This is a genomic window from Tsukamurella ocularis, from assembly GCF_024807615.1.
Taxonomy (GTDB): domain Bacteria; phylum Actinomycetota; class Actinomycetes; order Mycobacteriales; family Mycobacteriaceae; genus Tsukamurella; species Tsukamurella ocularis.
Map to the genome: position 1 here is coordinate 1,092,988 of NZ_JANUCJ010000001.1, position 16,912 is coordinate 1,109,899.

Annotated in this window: 14 protein-coding genes; 3 read left to right on the forward strand and 11 right to left on the reverse strand. The window is 62.9% G+C overall.

Annotated features, from left to right (window positions below):
• Positions 1 to 407: 407 nt before the first annotated feature.
• From HNP44_RS05405 to HNP44_RS05455, 11 genes are all read right to left on the reverse strand, one after another.
• A complete protein-coding gene (locus HNP44_RS05405; protein WP_259142236.1) occupies positions 408 to 1,286 on the reverse strand; it encodes an MlaD family protein in 879 nt (292 codons plus the stop codon).
• A 71-nt stretch (positions 1,287 to 1,357) separates the two neighbouring features.
• Complete coding sequence (locus HNP44_RS05410; RefSeq protein WP_259142235.1) at positions 1,358 to 2,347, reverse strand: MlaD family protein; 990 nt, start codon at positions 2,345 to 2,347, stop codon at positions 1,358 to 1,360.
• Positions 2,348 to 2,403: 56 nt separating this feature from the next.
• Positions 2,404 to 3,387: a hypothetical protein gene (locus HNP44_RS05415; protein WP_259142234.1), complete on the reverse strand. Its 984-nt coding sequence runs from the start codon at positions 3,385 to 3,387 to the stop codon at positions 2,404 to 2,406.
• Between the two features lie 143 nt (positions 3,388 to 3,530).
• Positions 3,531 to 4,568 carry an MlaD family protein gene (locus HNP44_RS05420; RefSeq protein WP_259142233.1) on the reverse strand — a complete coding sequence of 346 codons (1,038 nt, stop codon included), beginning with the start codon at positions 4,566 to 4,568 and terminating at the stop codon, positions 3,531 to 3,533.
• Complete coding sequence (locus HNP44_RS05425; RefSeq protein WP_259142231.1) at positions 4,553 to 5,617, reverse strand: MCE family protein; 1,065 nt, start codon at positions 5,615 to 5,617, stop codon at positions 4,553 to 4,555. Before HNP44_RS05425 ends, HNP44_RS05420 begins: the two co-directional genes overlap by 16 nt.
• On the reverse strand, positions 5,617 to 6,573 hold the full coding sequence (locus tag HNP44_RS05430) for an MlaD family protein (RefSeq protein ID WP_259142230.1): 957 nt from the start codon (positions 6,571 to 6,573) through the stop codon (positions 5,617 to 5,619). Before HNP44_RS05430 ends, HNP44_RS05425 begins: the two co-directional genes overlap by 1 nt.
• A gap of 260 nt (positions 6,574 to 6,833) precedes the next feature.
• Positions 6,834 to 9,710 (reverse strand): MMPL/RND family transporter, encoded by a 2,877-nt coding sequence (locus HNP44_RS05435; RefSeq protein ID WP_259142229.1) that lies wholly within the window; start codon positions 9,708 to 9,710, stop codon positions 6,834 to 6,836.
• A 65-nt stretch (positions 9,711 to 9,775) separates the two neighbouring features.
• Entirely contained in the window at positions 9,776 to 10,249 is a 474-nt protein-coding gene (locus HNP44_RS05440) for an MmpS family protein (RefSeq protein WP_259142228.1), read from the reverse strand.
• A gap of 360 nt (positions 10,250 to 10,609) precedes the next feature.
• Positions 10,610 to 10,939: a hypothetical protein gene (locus HNP44_RS05445; protein ID WP_259142227.1), complete on the reverse strand. Its 330-nt coding sequence runs from the start codon at positions 10,937 to 10,939 to the stop codon at positions 10,610 to 10,612.
• A gap of 142 nt (positions 10,940 to 11,081) precedes the next feature.
• Positions 11,082 to 12,113 (reverse strand): hypothetical protein, encoded by a 1,032-nt coding sequence (locus HNP44_RS05450; RefSeq protein WP_259142226.1) that lies wholly within the window; start codon positions 12,111 to 12,113, stop codon positions 11,082 to 11,084.
• Positions 12,114 to 12,699: 586 nt separating this feature from the next.
• Positions 12,700 to 13,251, reverse strand: a complete 552-nt coding sequence (locus HNP44_RS05455) for a MaoC family dehydratase N-terminal domain-containing protein (protein ID WP_259142225.1) — start codon at positions 13,249 to 13,251, stop codon at positions 12,700 to 12,702.
• 158 nt (positions 13,252 to 13,409) lie between these two features.
• Here HNP44_RS05455 and HNP44_RS05460 point away from each other — a divergent pair, with 158 nt between their 5' ends.
• The 3 genes from HNP44_RS05460 (at position 13,410) to HNP44_RS05470 (ending at position 16,862) form a co-directional block, all read left to right on the forward strand.
• On the forward strand, positions 13,410 to 14,372 hold the full coding sequence (locus HNP44_RS05460) for a cyclopropane mycolic acid synthase family methyltransferase (protein WP_259142224.1): 963 nt from the start codon (positions 13,410 to 13,412) through the stop codon (positions 14,370 to 14,372).
• A gap of 95 nt (positions 14,373 to 14,467) precedes the next feature.
• Positions 14,468 to 15,676, forward strand: a complete 1,209-nt coding sequence (metK, locus tag HNP44_RS05465; protein ID WP_259142223.1) for a methionine adenosyltransferase — start codon at positions 14,468 to 14,470, stop codon at positions 15,674 to 15,676.
• Between the two features lie 238 nt (positions 15,677 to 15,914).
• Positions 15,915 to 16,862 (forward strand): SDR family NAD(P)-dependent oxidoreductase, encoded by a 948-nt coding sequence (locus HNP44_RS05470; RefSeq protein WP_259142222.1) that lies wholly within the window; start codon positions 15,915 to 15,917, stop codon positions 16,860 to 16,862.
• Positions 16,863 to 16,912 lie beyond the last annotated feature (50 nt).

The window sequence follows — 16,912 nt, forward strand, 5'->3', positions numbered from 1 at the left end:
ACAGATGTGGCGATCTATCCCGGTAGGAGACGGCCGCAAGCATGTCTCGCAACATCCGGTGCGAAGGGTTGCTGAAATCGACTATCTTCTGCGGCTGAACGACCAGTGATGGCACCGCTTGGGGTAATCATCGTGGTCCCGGTCGGTCGTCGCCTGGCGAATCCGCCGCTGGTAGAAATTCAAGTTGTTGGAATCTCGGGTTGCTGCTGCAGCGATGGCAGCGAGTATGACAAGAGCAACGACGGTTTCCACGGCGGTTCCTCCGAAATGTATGCAGATTCTTTCGCGCGACCAAACATCACGTGCTGGAGAGGTGCAGCACACTCCCAAGCTGATATGAGATCGGGCTGTGCATTCGTAGCCTTGTTCCCGTGTGGGCTCTCAGAAAGAGTGCGCGATTCATTCGATCAGTTGGTTCGTTTCAGACTGATTCGAAATGATCCATCCGGGTTGACGGATCGCACGGTGTTGGCAAGAAGTTCTGCAAGATCGATTCGTTGTTCTTGCGTGGTCAGTTCGCGGATCGCCGGCGCCAGCGGAGCTGCAAGGGGTCCGAGTGCCACGAGTAGACGATTCGCGTCGTGCCCTATCGTGTTGATGAAGGGGGTGATGACTTGCCTATTGGTCGTCGGCACGTCCGCATCGTGCACGACGCCGTCGATCGCAGGGAGGTAGAGATTAGCTTGATTGAGGACGTCAGTGAGCGCACTCAGTGCGCTGTCAGCCGCACCGGGAAACCATTCGGAATTGGCTTGGTATTGTTGAGATGCGGCGAGCATCGCGGTGATCTGCGGTAGACGACTTGCGACTACTTGCTGGAACAGTTGACCGGACTGCTGTAGGCGGGAGAGTGCAGTCGCGGAGGCGCTTGTCGCCTGGCGGAGGCTTTCGAGTAGACCTGCGATGTCGTTGCTTTCGATCGCATTCGTCAGTGTGCCGATTCGCTTGAAGACGTCAGCGGTCTCGATTGGAGCGGTGATTTTTTCAGCTGCGACCGTTGCGTTGTCCGGTAAATACGGTCCTTGGAGAACATCCGGCGTGAAATCGATGAACGGCTCTCCCACGGCCGAAAGTTGCTCGACCTTGACTCGGCTGTTCGCCGGGATTTGGTGTTTGCCGTCGATGAGTAGGGTCAGTTCCGCTCTGTTGCCTTCGCGTTGGACTCTGCTTACTGATCCGATGCGAATTCCGTGGAGGTTGACGGGTGAACCGACGTCGATCTGGCCGCGGGTCGGCAGTATCATGGTCAATGTCGACTTGTTGGCTAACGGGTTGGCGTCTAGCACGCCGACTCCGATGTACGCCGCACTGGTCGCAGTGACCGCCGCTAGTGCGATTGCGCTGAGTGTTCCGGCTTTCATTGGATTGCCCCGATCATTCGCAGGTTCCGCACCATCTGTTTTGCTGTCTCGGAGTCGCTCGGCCCTGACGAGACGGATTGCACGTTCAGACGGGAGCCGCTCCTGAGGAAGGGGAGGATCTTCTCGCGGAGAAGCTTCTCCAGGATTGCGACGTTGCTCGGTCGGTCGTGACGTGGATAGCCCGGCTGCACAATGGGATTGATGACTCCGTTGATCAATCCCGTTGCTGAGTCGAGGTGGGGCGCGCTACCCGCGAACGTGGAGAGCAACTGGCCGAGCTCGGTATAGATGTTGGCGGTGTACGCCATCACCGCCAGGTTCGACCCGAGGAAGGTCCGGTCGCGTTCCCCGAACAGTGAGGAGATCGTCTTCTGGTGTTCAACCGCAGTGGAGGTGATGGACGACAGGTTGCTGATTATCGCGTCGACCGACTTACTCTGGGAAGCAAGATCATTGACGGTGCGACTGACTGAGCTGAAGGTCTTCCTCAGGCGGTCGGGATCGTCAGGTAATTGACCGACGATTGTGGAGAAGGTCGCTTGCAGGTCCATCAGGGAGCCGCCCCCGAGGAACTTGGCCAAGTCGATCATGATGTCTTCCACTACTGCCGCTGGTTTGGTCCGCGACATCGGAACGGTGTCACCGGCGTCATATGTGTCTGCCGCGCCGGCGGGGGCGTCGATCGCGAGGTACACATCGCCCAGCACGGTGTCCTGGGTGAGAGCTACCGTCCCTGCCCGCGGGATCCGAACACCGTTGAGGATGGTGACTGTCGCGAGTGCATTCGCCGGCGTCAATTCGACCTTCTCGAGTCGACCGGCCGGTGCGCCGTTGAGCACGACCCGCGCACCTCCGGGCAGATTCAGAACGTTCGCGAACTCGATTTTCAGTGGGTAGCCGGCTCCCGATCCTGGGCGCCCGGGCGCTGGGATCGACGAGGGGTCGAAACCAGCGCCGCAACCACCCAACAACACCAGAACGGTCACAGTGGAAACAGCTCGTGCGATCACGGTAGTGCGCGGGCGTCGTCGTGCGACACGGGTCATCGTTCAGCTCCCGACAGTGCGAGGGTAGCGGTCAGCGGGTCTACTCGTGCCTGTCCGTCTTGCACGCTGCATGTGCGGGGTGAGCGTTCGTTGACTTTGCGGCACAGTAGCTGGGGGTCGGCCACTCGAACGTCTACCTCTTTGGCTTGGTAGGCAATGGAGATGGCGGTGCCGCCACCGGTGCCGGGGACGATGGTGAACATCCGCTGCAGCGGAGGGATCAGCTTGAGTCCTGAGACGATCGCCGGCATCTGGTTTGCCGCAATTTCGGCGGTAGGTGCTGCCAGCTGAAGGGCCGGGATGGCGAAGACGCCGTACTTGGAGATGACCGACCGCAGCGTGAGCAGGACGTCGGTCAGGCCAGGAGCGAAGACGTTGCCCGCCTGCAGTAGTTTCACGAGTCCGTTCTCGAGGTTCGTCCCGAACGGGGTCAGCAGTTGCTCGATTTCCTTCCAGTTCGTGGCAAGTCCGCCGGCGGCTGGCCCGAGGGCGTCGAGTATCGCTGCCACGTCACTCATCCCGGGTCCAGGGTCGCGCATGAGTTCGGCAAGACGTTCGGTGAGTTCAGTGGTCTCTGGGCCGGTGCCGTGCAGTGACCGGCGCAGCTGCGGGAGGGCTTGCATTGCCTTGCGGAACTGCTCTTGCCCGCCGGCCGAGGAGATCTGGTCCACGACGCCCGAGAGTGCGTCGAGGGACTCGGTCACGGTTTTTGGTGTCTTGGAATTCGATATGCAGGAACGGAAGTCGAAGGCAGGTCCCCCCTGATGAGGCGTGCCCACCAACTCCAGCCGGCGCTGTGCCACGAGTGAGTCTGCGACGGTGACAGCGCCGACGTCGGCCGGGAAAGTCTTGTCGGCTTGCACTGAGAACCGCATACGCACCCTGTTGGCGCGCCCAGGGGACCCTCCGGCGATCGGCTCGATGGCTTCGATGGTTCCGATCTGCACTCCGAATTGGCTCACTGCGTTTCCGGTGAACATGCCTGTGCTGTCGGGTAGTTCAGCACACCCTGATCGCATGGGGGTAGTCGCTGTCCGAATTGAGGTGATCGCGAAGACTGCTGCGACGACAGCGAGGACCACTGCGGCGGTGAGAGCTCCGCGGCTCGCCAAGAAGCGGCGTATCAGCATGTCACCACCGCGCTGGGAAAGCAGAGATCCGATGCGAGGAGAGCCTGGCCGTCAGCGCCCAGATGCAGAGTCCCTGTGGGGCCGAGCGCCTTCTTGATGCGCTCTATCGCGACGGTCGCTTGTGTTGTCATGGGTTCGAAGTCTCGAACCGCCTGGCGGGCACGAGCGAGGAGCCCGTCGATTCGTGCCGTGAGGGGATCGATCTCGTTCAAGTACAGTCGCAGCGCTGGACGGATCCGTTGCATCAGCTCAGCGATTTGCTGCAAGTACAATTCGTGGCCGCGCAGGTTCTGATTGACCGATGCGAAGAAGACGCCGAACTTGCGGAGGGCGGCGAACAGTACCTCACCGTTGGAGTTCGCGACGGTCGAGTATTCGTTCATGACTTTGACGAAATCACCGATCTGCGTCTGCTGCCGCAGGGAGTTCTCGACCATCCCGTTCAGAGTGCTCACTGTGTTGCGGATCGTGTCCGGCTGTGACGATAGGGCAGTGTCGAGCTGCGCGAGGGACTCTCGCGCGGGCTGTACCTTCAACTCCGACACCTTCGGGGTCGCCTCTTGGAATGTCTCCATCAGGCTGTAGGGAACACTGACCCGGTCGGCACTGATCGGCTTCGTCAACGGCTGACGTCCCCGGGGAGTCAACGCGAGGTAGTAGCCGCCCACGGTGGTCAGCATCCGCATGTCGATCGTCGACGCGTCGCCGACGAAGACATCTTTCTTCACGCGGAATGTGACCTCGACGTGATCGAAATCGATGCGGACATCCGATACTTTTCCGACGGGGATACCTGCGACGCGGACGTCGATTCCCTCTTGCACAGTCTGGGCCTCCTGAAATCGAGCCGTGAACTCTCGCGTACCGGGCTGTGTCACGTACACGAATCCGAATAACAACAGCGCCACCACCGCGACCGCGGTCCCCCCAATACCCCACCGGAGCTGAGCACGACGGTCAGACGATTCGGACGGGATGGGACGTGCCCCCCACCCGCTGAGCCGACGTCGACCACTCACGGTGCGTTGCATACGATCACCTCCTGGCCGGCGACGAAAAGTGATGTCAGCGGCGGCAGCGCGGCGCGCCCGCGGCTGCAGCCACGCGGCGTGACCGCAGGCTCGCCCAACTGCGCAGAAATCGCGGGAATCATCGAGGCGATGTCCAGAAGCTGCCCCGCCGTGGTCAACGCGCCGTCAGCCAGAGACACGATCCCAGGGTTGCCGTCCTTCGTCAGACCGACAGAGCTGAGGAGCTGATTGATGTGTACCAGGACCTGTGACGACTCGTCGGACCATGTCCGGACGTCCGAGGCGAAACCAGCGAGGATCCCTGCGGTCTGATCGGTCTCCCGAAGCAGGCTCGCCAGACCCGCCGAATTGCCACCCAACGTTCCTGCGAGGGTTCCGAGATTCGCGATGAGACCTGTGAGGAGCGATTGCTTGGAATTGATTGTCGTGCTGAGCTGGTCGATCGATTGAAGCAATGTGCCGATCCCCTTGCCGTCGCCTTGAATCACAGTCAGCGCGCTTTGCATAAGGAGATTGACTTCGTCCGGTTGGAGTGTCTTCAGTACCGGCCGAAGGCCATGGAAGATCGTCGTGATGTCGAAGGAGGCTGTCGTGCGGTCGACGCCTATCGTCGCACCCGCGACGAGCGGGGAGGCCTTTGTGGAGGCTCCGCCGTTCGCGGACCCACCTTGCTCGGTGATGTCGACAAATCTTGTGCCAGTCAGGTTTTGGTAGCGGATTGCGATTGCTGATCGGTCGGTGGGTGGACTCGTTCGCAGCGCCGAAAACCGCACTTCAGCCACAGGAGCCGAGGGGTCGCCCGCAGCATCCCGGCCATCCTGGCGGACAGCGATAGCTTGTACCTTCCCCACCGGCACTCCACGCAACCGCACATCGTCCCCGACCCGCAGGCCCGAGACATTACTGAAGAGCGCCGTGTAGGAATCTGCGGCGCCTGTGACTGGCCGTGTAAGCAACTGCAGGACGCCCCACAGCAGCAGAAGCATGACCATGGCGAACGCACCGACCTTGAAAGCCGTCTTCGCAGTGGAGGAACGTTCAGCCGCCATCATCTGCCCCCTGCGGACTCAGAGGTGGTTGGTTGCCCGATGACGGACACATTGAGAACGGGGGCACCACTCACCGTTGGCATCGCCGAATAGAAGGCGTGGAGTACCTTTTCAAGATCGATGCCGACCTGCCCGCTGCGCCCGCCCAGTGAAGCTGTGATCGGGTTCGCCAACGCTGACAACAGCGGTGCCGCCTGATCGAGGCTGCGAGCAGCCTCTGGAGTGAGAATCGCCCGGACCGCGCCGATCGTGCTGCCTGTGCCCGGTGCAGCGTTCGCATCCACCGCGTCGTTGAGCAACGAGGCCCAGTTCCGGTCGTGGCCGGGCGCGAAGCTGTTCATCGTGTCGAGGGCATCGAGAAGCGAAGGGAGCCGTCCGCTTGTCGTACGAAGGAGTTCGGCCCACGTCGGAAGCGTGTCGCCCGGACGAACCTTCTCCGTGTCGGACACAGCAGCAGCAAGCGATCCGAGCGTCGTCAACCACGGCTGCACAGCACCAACGGTCCGATTCGCATTGGCCAGCAACTGCCCCGCGTTCGGACGAATCGCTTCCTGATTGACCGCCCCGACCAGGTCGAGGATCGATGCGATCGTGTTATCGGCCGGCGCTGCGGCCGGCGACCACACCATGCCATCACGCAGTGGGCCGCCACCTGATCGCGGGCTCAGCACAACTGCCGCGACACCGAAGAGGCTCCCCGAGCCGAACTCGACATTCATCGAGTCGGTCAACCCTTGACTGTCCGACAGACTCAGGACAACGCCGGTCTGACCGCTCTCCAGCGACACCACATCACGAACCTTGCCCACCCGAAAACCAGACGCTTCGACGGATGTGCCGCTCTTGATCCCAGGCGCAACGCGCGACACTCGGAGCGTCACCTCCGTGGTGGAACCCGACACTCCGAGGGCGAAGGCGCCTGCCCCGGCGACGACCGCGGCGATAAGGACGCTCACCAGCCCCCTCTGCCGGAGCAGCCTCGGAGCCAGGTGCAGTCCCGGCACAGGCTTGATATCCACAACAGGGACCTCCCGCGTTCTCGATGGGTGAACTGGTGATTGCCGACGCGCTGGTGGTACAGGTATACCGATCGGTATAGGATGAGCGTAACGAACGATAGGCGTTCGCGCAATACCTATCACCAGGCTTCCGTACCTGTTCGTTCCGCCAGAACTCTGTGATCGGTCGGCGGACCAACAGGACGGCGAGCTGGGCGTTAATCGCCCGCGGTGGCGCTTGGTCTGGCGGGCTCTGGAGCTGGATGCACGAAGTTGGTCGGCCACCAGAACCATCGCCCGGAGAGTCGTGCTAGGGCAGGCATGACAAGGGTTCGGACTATGAGGGTGTCGATGACGAGGCCGATACCTACCGTGGTGCCGATCTGGGCGACATTGTGCGCGTAGCTCGCGAGCATGGCGAACATGGTGGCGCCGAAGGTGAGGCCGGCCTGCGTCACGACGCTCCCGGTCCCGACCATTGCGCGGATGAGGCCGACGCCCGGCCCCGCGCCGTATTCCTCGCGGAGTCTGCTGACCAAGAGCATGTTGTAGTCGGCGCCGACGGCGACGAGGAAGGTGAAGGCGATGGGGGCCACGGACCAGTGCAAGGGGTTGCCGATGATGTCTTGCCAGAGGAAGACGGCGATCCCCATCGCGGCGAGGTAGGACAGACCGACGGTTCCGATGACGGCGAGCGCGGCGATGAGGCTTCGGAGGAGTACGAGAACGACGCAGAACACGAAGGCGAATGCTGCGACGATGATGGCGATGAAGTCCTCATGTGCGAAGGATTCGATGTTGAGCAGCGTGCCGCCAGGGCCGCCGATGCTGACAGTCGAGCCTGCAAGCGAGGTGCTCTTCATGGATGTGAGTGCTGTTGGGATCACTCGTGCGCTCACGTCCATGGCATCGCGGCTGAAACCTTCGCGCTCAGGTGTCACGACCATGCGAGTGGCCTTGCCGTCTGCGGAAAAGAAGTACGGCATGCCGCTCTTGAACAGGGGACTCTCAAGGGCCTGGCTGGGCAGGAAGAAGGAGCTACCGGGGTTTCCCGCGGCGTATGCGGAGCTGACCTCGTTGACGAACGAGGTGATTTCGCCGGTCTGGGGAATGAGCGCGCCGAGCGTGGTGCGGAGAGGTGAGATGAGTTGGCGGGTTTGCGTGATCGCAGTGCGGAGAAGGGGGATCTGGCGGGCCGCACCGGGCAGTGCGTTTCCGAGAGACTTAGTGCCGTTGGCGAGCGAATGGATGGACTCGCGCAGTTGGGGGAGTGTATCGATCACTGACAGTCCGGTAAGCGCTGTCTGGCATGGTGCGAGCGTGGGACACTGGGGGATTGAGCTGATGAGTCCCCGTGCCGGAGCGAGGGCCTTACTGAGTTCCTCCACCTTGGCCAGCGCGGAGTCGCTCGTCGTCGCCAGGGTGGTGGTTGCCTTCGTAAGGGAGTCGGCCCCCGCCGCGCCGTTCTGCAGCGCAGTTTCGAGACCGTCGATTGCTGCATCGAGGCTATCGATGCTGGTGGAGATGGTGTCGATATCGGTGAGCCGGTCGCGCAGCAGCGTGGTCATCTGCGTGAATCGATTGGTGATGTATGCGGCTTGGCTAGTGAGAGAGCCCTGGTCGAAGGGCTGCCCGAGGGGGCGGGTTATTCCCTGGACCGCGCTGATTCCATCGATCGACGCAATCGCGTCTGTGAGGTTGGCCAGCGCGAGAAGGTCTGCGGAGTTGCGCATGTCGTGGTCGGACTCGACGATCAGCACACTGGGGGCCATTATGTTGGGCGGCAGGTGGCGGTCAGCGGCGGCGAACCCTACGTTTGCCGGCGAGTCGGACGGTTGGGCCCGACGTTCGTTGTAGCTGGGCGCGTAGAAGGCGAGCGGAACGATCATTACAGCGAGGATCGCCAGTGCCCCGGCGAGTACGGGACCAGGCCACCTCGCGACGACTGCAGCGATCCTGTGCCAGCGTCGTTGCGATGCACTTTCACGTGGTTCGACGAAGCCGAGCCGGGTTGTGATCGCGAGAATGGCAGGCCCCAACGTCAGGGCGGCCGCGAGAGTGACGAGGATGGCGATCGTGCAGGGCAGGCCCGAGGTGCTGAACATCGCGAGTCGGGTGGCGGCCAAGCACGCCATCGCGCCTGCGACGGTGAGCGCCGAGGCTATGACAATGTGTTGAACCCCTGCGAGCGCAGCGTAGTAGGCGTCCTCCCGGCTTAGTCCGTTTCGACGGGATTCCTGATAGCGACCGACGAGGAAGATCCCGTAGTTGGTCCCGGCACCCAGGACGACAACGGCTGAGAGTGATGCCGCGAAGATAGAGACCTGTATGACGTCGAGTTCGGCAAGCAATGAGATCGCCGCTCGTGCAACCGCGAGCGCAATCCCGACGCCGAGCAGTGGAACGAGCGCAGTCACCACCGATCGATACGCGAGTATCAGGACCAGCGACACCAGGAGCGAACAGAGGACGATGAGCAGGATCATCGAATCGTTGATGGCGACCATCTCGTCATTGACGACGGCCGATGGGCCCGTGACATGAGCCGTAATCCCAGGCGGGGGTGGGCTAGCGGCGATGATGTCCCGGGCCGTCTGCGTCGACTCCATAGCCAGGGCGGTTCCCATGTTTCCCGTGAGATTGACTAGGACGTACGCGACCTTGCCGTCACGGCTTTCCGCGACTGGTGCCAGTTCAGGATTCGACCAAAGATCCATCGCGGAGCCGACATGCTTCGTGTCAGCGGTGAGCTTGCTCAGGAGCTCCGTGTAGTACGCGCGCGCATCGTCACCGAGGGGTCGGTCACCCTCCAACAGGACGTAGACGAAATTGTTGCTCCCGCCGCCCCCAAAGTACTTCCCCATTTTCACCAGCGCTTGTACAGAGGACGCCTCGTCCGGGAGGAAGGACTGGGCATGCTTGGTGACCGTCGACTCCAATTGCGGGATAGACAGGTTCATCACCCCTGCGAGCACCAACCAGAAGCCGATCACAGGCACAGAACATGCATACAAGAACCTGGCGAACCGTGACCTACCAGCAGCGGGGCGCCTCAGAGTATCGCGCCGCACCGGATGAAGGAGCTCGTCGCTCATCCCCTTCACAATCTGGGAAACATTGTGTCGCAAAATTGCTGGCGATTTCATCGTGATGACCCCATCTATGCCACCGGCACAGCACAGTTGACCGCAGCGGTTCCCTCAGAACCTCTGCCGCGTTCGGACGCTCGCTCGACACCGTTCACCCGAACCGCGCACGAGACTGAGTTCGACCCCGAAGTCTGCGCCAGAACGCCGGCGGTGGCCGTGAATTCGTGCGAGGTCACAACCTTCCGCCACGGGAGCCTGACCAGTTCGTCCTGAGCACGGCCCGCCGATCCTAGGTACGACACCCGAGCCGATGTTCCTGCCGGGCCGGACACCACATACTCGATCGACTTCTGCCGCGGCACACCTGCTTCGGGCGCAGGCGATGAATGGCCGATAGCTCGATCCGGAATCTCACTCAGACGAAGCCTGCCGACATACGTTCCGGAGGTCACCATCACGACGACAACCGTGATGGTGATCCACCGCCAGCCGGGTTTACGGCGGTTCGTGTGCGAGGTTCCTGAAGTCACACCGTGCCTTGTCATTTCGCCACCTTCTGGTGAGTTGACGCCACGTAGGCACCGTAGTACACCAATTGGTCTAGCACCCTAACGGGAGATAGGATTACGTGCAAGTCCTATCACTTCTCGCGCGTTTGTCGAGGCGGCATGCGTCAGGGGCGAGGCGTTTGATGCCGCCGGATCGGTCGGTGCTGATGTAGTCGACCGGGCGGGTATGGGACAGATTCGGACTCGGACTCGGTGTCTGTCTGGGCCATGGTTGTACTCGCGATCGCATAACGGCTCGGCGTGGCGGGTGGCCCCTAGGAGAGCGGATCATCGCCCCGAGCCGGTCCAACGCCGACCACGGCTCCGCGAGTACCCGTTCCTCCACTCACCGCCGAGTCAGTCGGCGTTGAGCGTTCCCCCGGCCGCGGTTGACGCGGCTGCCCACAGCTTGCGCCACTGTGTCCTAGGCCATCCGGTCACGTTCTGGCAGTCCTGCCGCCTCGGGGTAGCGCAGGCTGTGGCCGCGGCCGCGACCTGGAGGTAGGCGATGAGGGGTTCGAGTTCCTTGAAGGTTGCGGGCAGGCTCGTGCCCGCTCGCCATTCATGGATCTGGTGCTCGGTGATGCCGATACCCGACTGCGCGACTTCGGTGGACGGTGGGGCGCCGGCTTCGGCGAAGGCTCGCTGTAGTGCGGACGCCAGGGCTGCCTGCGCGACGCTCACCATGCGGTCGCCACTTTGTCGCCGGTGTGAACCTCCGCTGAGTTCGTAGCATCGTCGGACTCGATCGCGTCGAACTGCGATGTCACACACTTCGACACGTCATGCTCCTGCTGACTGTGTAGAGGTTTCATCGCCGGCATCGCTTCTATTTCAGAGTGGGTAGGGGCACTCCGGCTTGGGCGAGTGCGACGACGCCGTCTGTGGTGACAGGGGACCAGTCTGACGGGCCGGGTGTGATCGTGGGGTTACCGCCGAGTGTTCCGACGTATTGGGTCTGCATCTCGTACTGGAACTGGTATCGGACGAGGGTTTCGGTGTCGCCGAGTGTGGTGGTGACGGGTCGTGTGCCGATCGGGGTTGCTTTGACTACGCGGAGGCGGACCATGCGTTCGACGCCGATCTCGGGGAGGCGTCCGCCCTTGCCGGGGACGCGTAGTTCACCGGGGGCGGTGGGGATCCGGATCGTTTCGGAGCGGCCGCCGCCGGGGCCGGGGAGGGCCCCGCCGGATTTGCCGAGTGCGTTGGGGACGATGAGATTCCCGGACCAACCTGCGGTTGCGCCGGCGTTGGCGCTGGGGTCGATCGTGCGTGGTGCGGTGCGTGGGTCTCCACCGGGGAACGGTCCGGCTGTGCCGGGGGGAATGGAGAAGACGCGATCGGTTCCCAGGTGGTAGGGGGATCGAGACGCCTGACCACCGGCGGGCAGTGTCTCGTTGAGGACGGCTGAGCCCGGCAGGTCCGGGGTGCCGCCCGTGCTGCCGATCTGCACGGTTGAGGTCGTGGGCGACGGAGCGGTCGGCGTCGCGGAGTTCGGTGGTTGCGGGGAATCCCCGGACGGTTCGGTGGCGGCGGGGTTGTCGTCGGAGCCGGAGTTCGGGTCGGGGAACTCCGGAATCGCGGTCGCGCTCGTGGAAGGTTGCTGCGGTTGTGTCGACGGTGGTGAAGGTTCGGCGGTCGACGTGGCGCTGGTGGAGCTCGTTGGCTTCGGGCCATCGGAGCCGCGATCACGATTCGGTCGATCGCGATCCTTGTCCTTGTTTTTGTTGTCGCCGGGTTTGCTCGAGTCATGAGAACCCGAGCCGCCACCCCCGGGGTCACCGTGCGCAACGGCGACGGGACCAGCCCCGACCGTCAGTACTACAGCTGCGGCCGCGATGAACGTGATCGTGCGCGACATAACGATCCCCAATCAGATCCGCCAATGTGGATGATGAATTCGACAGTAGGCGGAGTCAGTGAGGGGTGTCGCGGCGAAGCGTCGACAACGTGTCGGACATCACAGTGTAACCGGTACCCTCATTAAGCGCGCCCACCATATCGGGGCGTCAACGGCGCTCTGCAGGTCGCCGCTGGTAGATCAACGATCGCACCAGGTGCGGGGCGTGGGCCTGTCTCCATCGGCGTCCGCCTGAGGGACGGGGTTGCTCGCGTGTGCCGAGCAGAGGCAAGGCCCGGTTGATACGTTAGAGACAATCTGATTCATGCTCAGAAATCCGAGATGGATTATGAAACATGCCTTATGCAAGGACCCTTTTCGTCACAACGCCGACTGGATGGGATCGCCAGACGGTGCGCGAGTACGCCGAGCATCGGATCCGCCGAGACGACGCTGTGCAGGCTGATTGCAGAGTCACGTTACGTCTAGAACTCGACGCAGAGCAGCCGAATCGCACGACCCGCTGGCGTGTCACATACGTCGTCCATCAGCAGTGACGGATGCCCGCGACGATCCCCACCCGCCACAGCGAATGTTCTGGTTACCTTTACCGAGACTCGGTGTAGCTGTTGCTATCTGATGGTCCGGTTCCTGTGAGCATGATCTGGTCGGCGATGGTGTCGAGGTCGACTGCTGGGCCGGCGGTCATGGAGTGGGCGATGGTGAGGACTGCTGCTAGTCGCGGGGTGCCCTCGGCGTAGGCGGTGGTGTCGATGGTGATGATGTCCGTTCCTGCCTTGACGACGTGTGAGGACAGACGTGCGCCGATGCTGATGCGCTGGCCGATGCGCAGAGTGTTCAAAGCGGTGAACTGTTGTGCGGCATGGACGATGCGGGACAGATTGCAGTTCGGGATCTGTTGGCTGACGAGGGCTGCTGCGGCGTCGAACATGGGGGCGGCGAGCAGGGTGATCGGCACAGGGGCGTTCGGGTCGAGGATGCCGCGCCCCGCATAGACGACGTAAGGATCGCGGGTGGCCCGGGCGAAAGCCCTGACGGTCTCAGAACTGACTTCGTAGGCGTCTGGGTACCAGAGGTCCCAGGCGACGTTCTGCGGGGAATCTGCGGCGACGTGCTGGAGGCTGTTCGGTGAGTGCACGGGTTTGTTTGTACTAGATCTGGTGGACGATGTCGCGCGAAGCATTTATGTACACCGAAATCTAATTGTTGGTGCTGCGGCACGGAGCGCTCTGCGCTACTTTCGGCTGGTGTTCGTGCTGTACCTACGAACTTCCGGTGGTCGAACGAAAGGTTTTCATGACTAAGCTGGACCCACACTTCGAGGATGTGCAGGCGCATTACGACCTTTCGGACGATTTCTTCCGACTTTTCCTCGATCCGACCCAGACGTACTCGTGTGCCTACTTCGAGCGTGAGGACATGACGCTCGAGGAGGCTCAGCTGGCGAAGGTCGACCTGTCGCTCGGCAAGCTCGATCTCAAGCCCGGGCAGACCCTGCTTGATGTGGGATGTGGTTGGGGAACGACGTTGATCCGCGCGGTCGAGAAGTACGACGTCAACGTCGTGGGTCTGACGCTGTCGAAGAACCAGTACGAGACCGTCAACCGCCGCCTGGCCGGCCTGAAGTCCGATCGTTCCGCTGAGGTGCGGCTGCAGGGGTGGGAGGAGTTCGATGCGCCGGTGGATGCGATCGTCAGCATCGGGGCCTTCGAGCACTTCACTCATGAGCGCCATCTCGCGTTTTTCGACCGCGCTTTCGACATTCTCCCCGATGGTGGCAGGGCGATGATTCACACCATCATGACCTTCGGTATGGACACGTTCCGCGGCGATAGCAAAGTCACCCGCGCTGATTTCGATTTCTTTAGGTTCATCCGCACCGAAATTTTCCCGGGTGGAGAACTTCCTATTACCAAGTACTTCCCCCTTCTTGCGGAAATGGGTGGCTTCGATGTTGCGCAGGTGCAGAGCCTGCAGCCGCACTACGCGAAGACCCTCGACATCTGGGCGGCGAACCTGGAGGCAGCGCGCGTACAGGCTCTGCAGATTCACCCGGAGGGTGTGTACGACACGTACATCAAGTATCTAACGGGCTGCGCGGATGCATTCCGCCGCGGTCTGATCGACGTCCGGCAACACACGCTGGTCAAGCCAGCCCAGGGCGGTCGGCAGCGGTCGCTCGAGGAGGTGCTGGCGCTCCACCCTGAAGTCGACTCGGCTGCGGGTACCACCGCTGCACGGTTCATTCCAACACGGTAGTAGATCATTCTGGACAGAGGACCGTCTATCGCAGTCGTTCCGTCGTCGGCGTGGTGCCAAGTCCGCGTCTCGTCGCTTGAGGTGAGGTTAGTTGGATGAGTTCTGTCAGGCGGTTGTTCACCAGCGAGTCGGTCACCGAGGGCCACCCGGACAAGATCTGTGATGCGATCTCGGATTCGATCCTCGATGCCCTCCTGGCGGAGGATCCGACGTCGCGCGTTGCGGTGGAGACGCTGGTCACTACGGGTCAGGTGCATGTCGCGGGTGAGGTGACGACCTCCGCGTACGCCGACATCCCGCACATTGTGCGCGACAAGGTGTTGGAGATCGGTTACGACAGCTCCGCGAAGGGTTTCGACGGCAATTCGTGTGGTGTGAATATCGCGATCGGCGCGCAGAGTCCCGAGATCGCGCAGGGCGTGGATCGGGCTTACGAGCACCGTGTGGACGGCGCGCAGGACGAGATCGACGCGCAGGGCGCGGGCGATCAGGGTTTGATGTTCGGTTACGCCTGCTCGGACACGCCGGAGCTGATGCCGCTGCCGATCTCGTTGGCGCACCGGCTCTCGCGCCGGCTGACCGAGGTGCGGAAGAACGGCACGCTGCCGTATCTGCGTCCGGACGGCAAGACTCAGGTGACCATCGAGTATGCGGGTGAGCAGCCTGTTCGTCTGGATACCGTGGTGATCTCCAGTCAGCACGCCGCTGATATCGACATCGACGGCATGCTCGCCCCGGATCTGCGCACTCATGTGCTGAACACGGTGATCGCGGATCTGAACCTGCCGAGCTTGGATACCTCTGCGGTGCGGCTGCTGGTGAATCCGACGGGTAAGTTCGTGCTGGGTGGGCCGATGGGTGATGCGGGTCTGACGGGCCGCAAGATCATCGTCGACACCTACGGCGGTATGGCGCGGCACGGTGGTGGTGCGTTCTCGGGTAAGGATCCGTCGAAGGTGGACCGGTCGGCCGCGTACGCGATGCGCTGGGTGGCGAAGAACGCCGTCGCCGCGGGCCTTGCGGAGCGGATCGAGGTGCAGGTCGCCTACGCCATCGGTAAGGCCTCGCCGGTCGGCCTGTTCGTCGAGACCTTCGGCACCGAGCAGCTCGACCCGATCAAGATCCAGCAGGCCATCGCTCAGGTCTTCGACTTGCGTCCCCGCGCGATCATCAACGACCTCGACCTGCTCCGGCCGATCTATGCGCCCACCGCGGCGTACGGCCACTTCGGGCGTACTGATGTCGACCTGCCGTGGGAGCGCACCGACCGCGTGGACGCGTTGCGCTCCGCAGCCGGCCTCTGACCCCCGCCGCGTGCATGCCGCTTAGGCCTATGAGGCTGTGACCGTTGGCCCGCATCGTCAAGCGTCAACCAGCGTTCCAATCCGGATCGCCCCCTGCGTCGAATACCTCATGTCCAGGTACAGCTAGACCGTCTTCGTACGACGGCTGGCGTGCCGAGGCGGCTGCGCGTGTACCCCGCGGGTGGCCGTCCCCGGCCCTGGTGCGCGGCACCAGGGCGAGGAAAGGAAGGCCAGGAGAATGAGTCTGGTGGATGCGGCGCTGGATCGGTCGATCGCTTTCGGTTACTCGAACATCGGCTTCGCACTGCGCAAAGCGCGATGGGACGGCCGCGATCCGCGCGCCGAATCACTGGCGGGGTGCACCGTCGTCGTCACGGGAGCCACCTCAGGCATCGGGGCGGCGATCGCCGAGCAGGTCGTGGACCTGGGCGCGACGGTCGTCATCGTCGGGCGCAACAGTGGGCGCGCGACCGCGGTGCGAGACGGGATCCTCCGCCGCCAGCCGAACGCCTCCGTCATCGTCGAGCTCGGCGACGTCTCCGATCTCGATGCGCTCCCCGAGTTGGCCGCTCGCCTCGCGAAGCACGGCGTGGACGTGATCGTGCACAACGCCGGTGTGATGCCGCCGGAGTGGACGGCCGCCGGCAACGGCCACGAACTCTCTCTCGCCACCCACGTACTGGGGCCGGTGCTCCTGACCGATCTGCTGCTGCCGCAGTTGGCCGACAGTGCGGACGCCCGGGTGATCTTCATGTCGTCGGGAGGCATGTACACCGCGGAACTCCCCGTCGACGATCTCGACTACCGCGAGGGGGAGTACAAGGGGGCCAGCGCGTACGCGCGGAGCAAACGCGTCCAGGTCGCGATGGTGCCGGTCCTGGCGCGGCGCTGGCAGTCGGCGCAGGTGACCGTCGCGGGAATGCATCCCGGATGGGTGGCCACCCCGGGCATAGCCGACTCCCTACCCGGTTTCACGAAACTGGCGGGCTCGCTGCTGCGGAACGCGGACCAGGGTGCGGACACGGCGGTCTGGCTAGCGGCGACGACGCCGAAGCCGGAGAGCGGCAAATTCTGGCACGATCGTGCCGAACGCCCCGAGCATTACCTGCGGCGCACGGAGTTCAGCGACAGCGATCGTCGCGCGGTATGGCGCCAGGTGTGCTCCTTCGCGGGCATCACACCCTGATCCGGGGGCCCCGCGCCCCGAGCCACTTCGCCCAACTCCGGAAGGACAGA

What these genes read in the sequence shown, in the direction of transcription:
- HNP44_RS05415 (WP_259142234.1), bottom strand. Translation starts at nt 3,387, where the DNA reads ATGTTCACCGGAAACGCAGTGAGCCAATTCGGAGTGCAGATCGGAACC.
- HNP44_RS05420 (WP_259142233.1), bottom strand. Translation starts at nt 4,568, where the DNA reads ATGCAACGCACCGTGAGTGGTCGACGTCGGCTCAGCGGGTGGGGGGCA.
- HNP44_RS05470 (WP_259142222.1), top strand. Translation starts at nt 15,915, where the DNA reads ATGAGTCTGGTGGATGCGGCGCTGGATCGGTCGATCGCTTTCGGTTAC.
- HNP44_RS05425 (WP_259142231.1), bottom strand. Translation starts at nt 5,617, where the DNA reads ATGGCGGCTGAACGTTCCTCCACTGCGAAGACGGCTTTCAAGGTCGGT.
- HNP44_RS05435 (WP_259142229.1), bottom strand. Translation starts at nt 9,710, where the DNA reads ATGAGCGACGAGCTCCTTCATCCGGTGCGGCGCGATACTCTGAGGCGC.
- HNP44_RS05450 (WP_259142226.1), bottom strand. Translation starts at nt 12,113, where the DNA reads ATGTCGCGCACGATCACGTTCATCGCGGCCGCAGCTGTAGTACTGACG.
- HNP44_RS05460 (WP_259142224.1), top strand. Translation starts at nt 13,410, where the DNA reads ATGACTAAGCTGGACCCACACTTCGAGGATGTGCAGGCGCATTACGAC.
- HNP44_RS05445 (WP_259142227.1), bottom strand. Translation starts at nt 10,939, where the DNA reads ATGGTGAGCGTCGCGCAGGCAGCCCTGGCGTCCGCACTACAGCGAGCC.
- HNP44_RS05440 (WP_259142228.1), bottom strand. Translation starts at nt 10,249, where the DNA reads ATGACAAGGCACGGTGTGACTTCAGGAACCTCGCACACGAACCGCCGT.
- metK (WP_259142223.1), top strand. Translation starts at nt 14,468, where the DNA reads ATGAGTTCTGTCAGGCGGTTGTTCACCAGCGAGTCGGTCACCGAGGGC.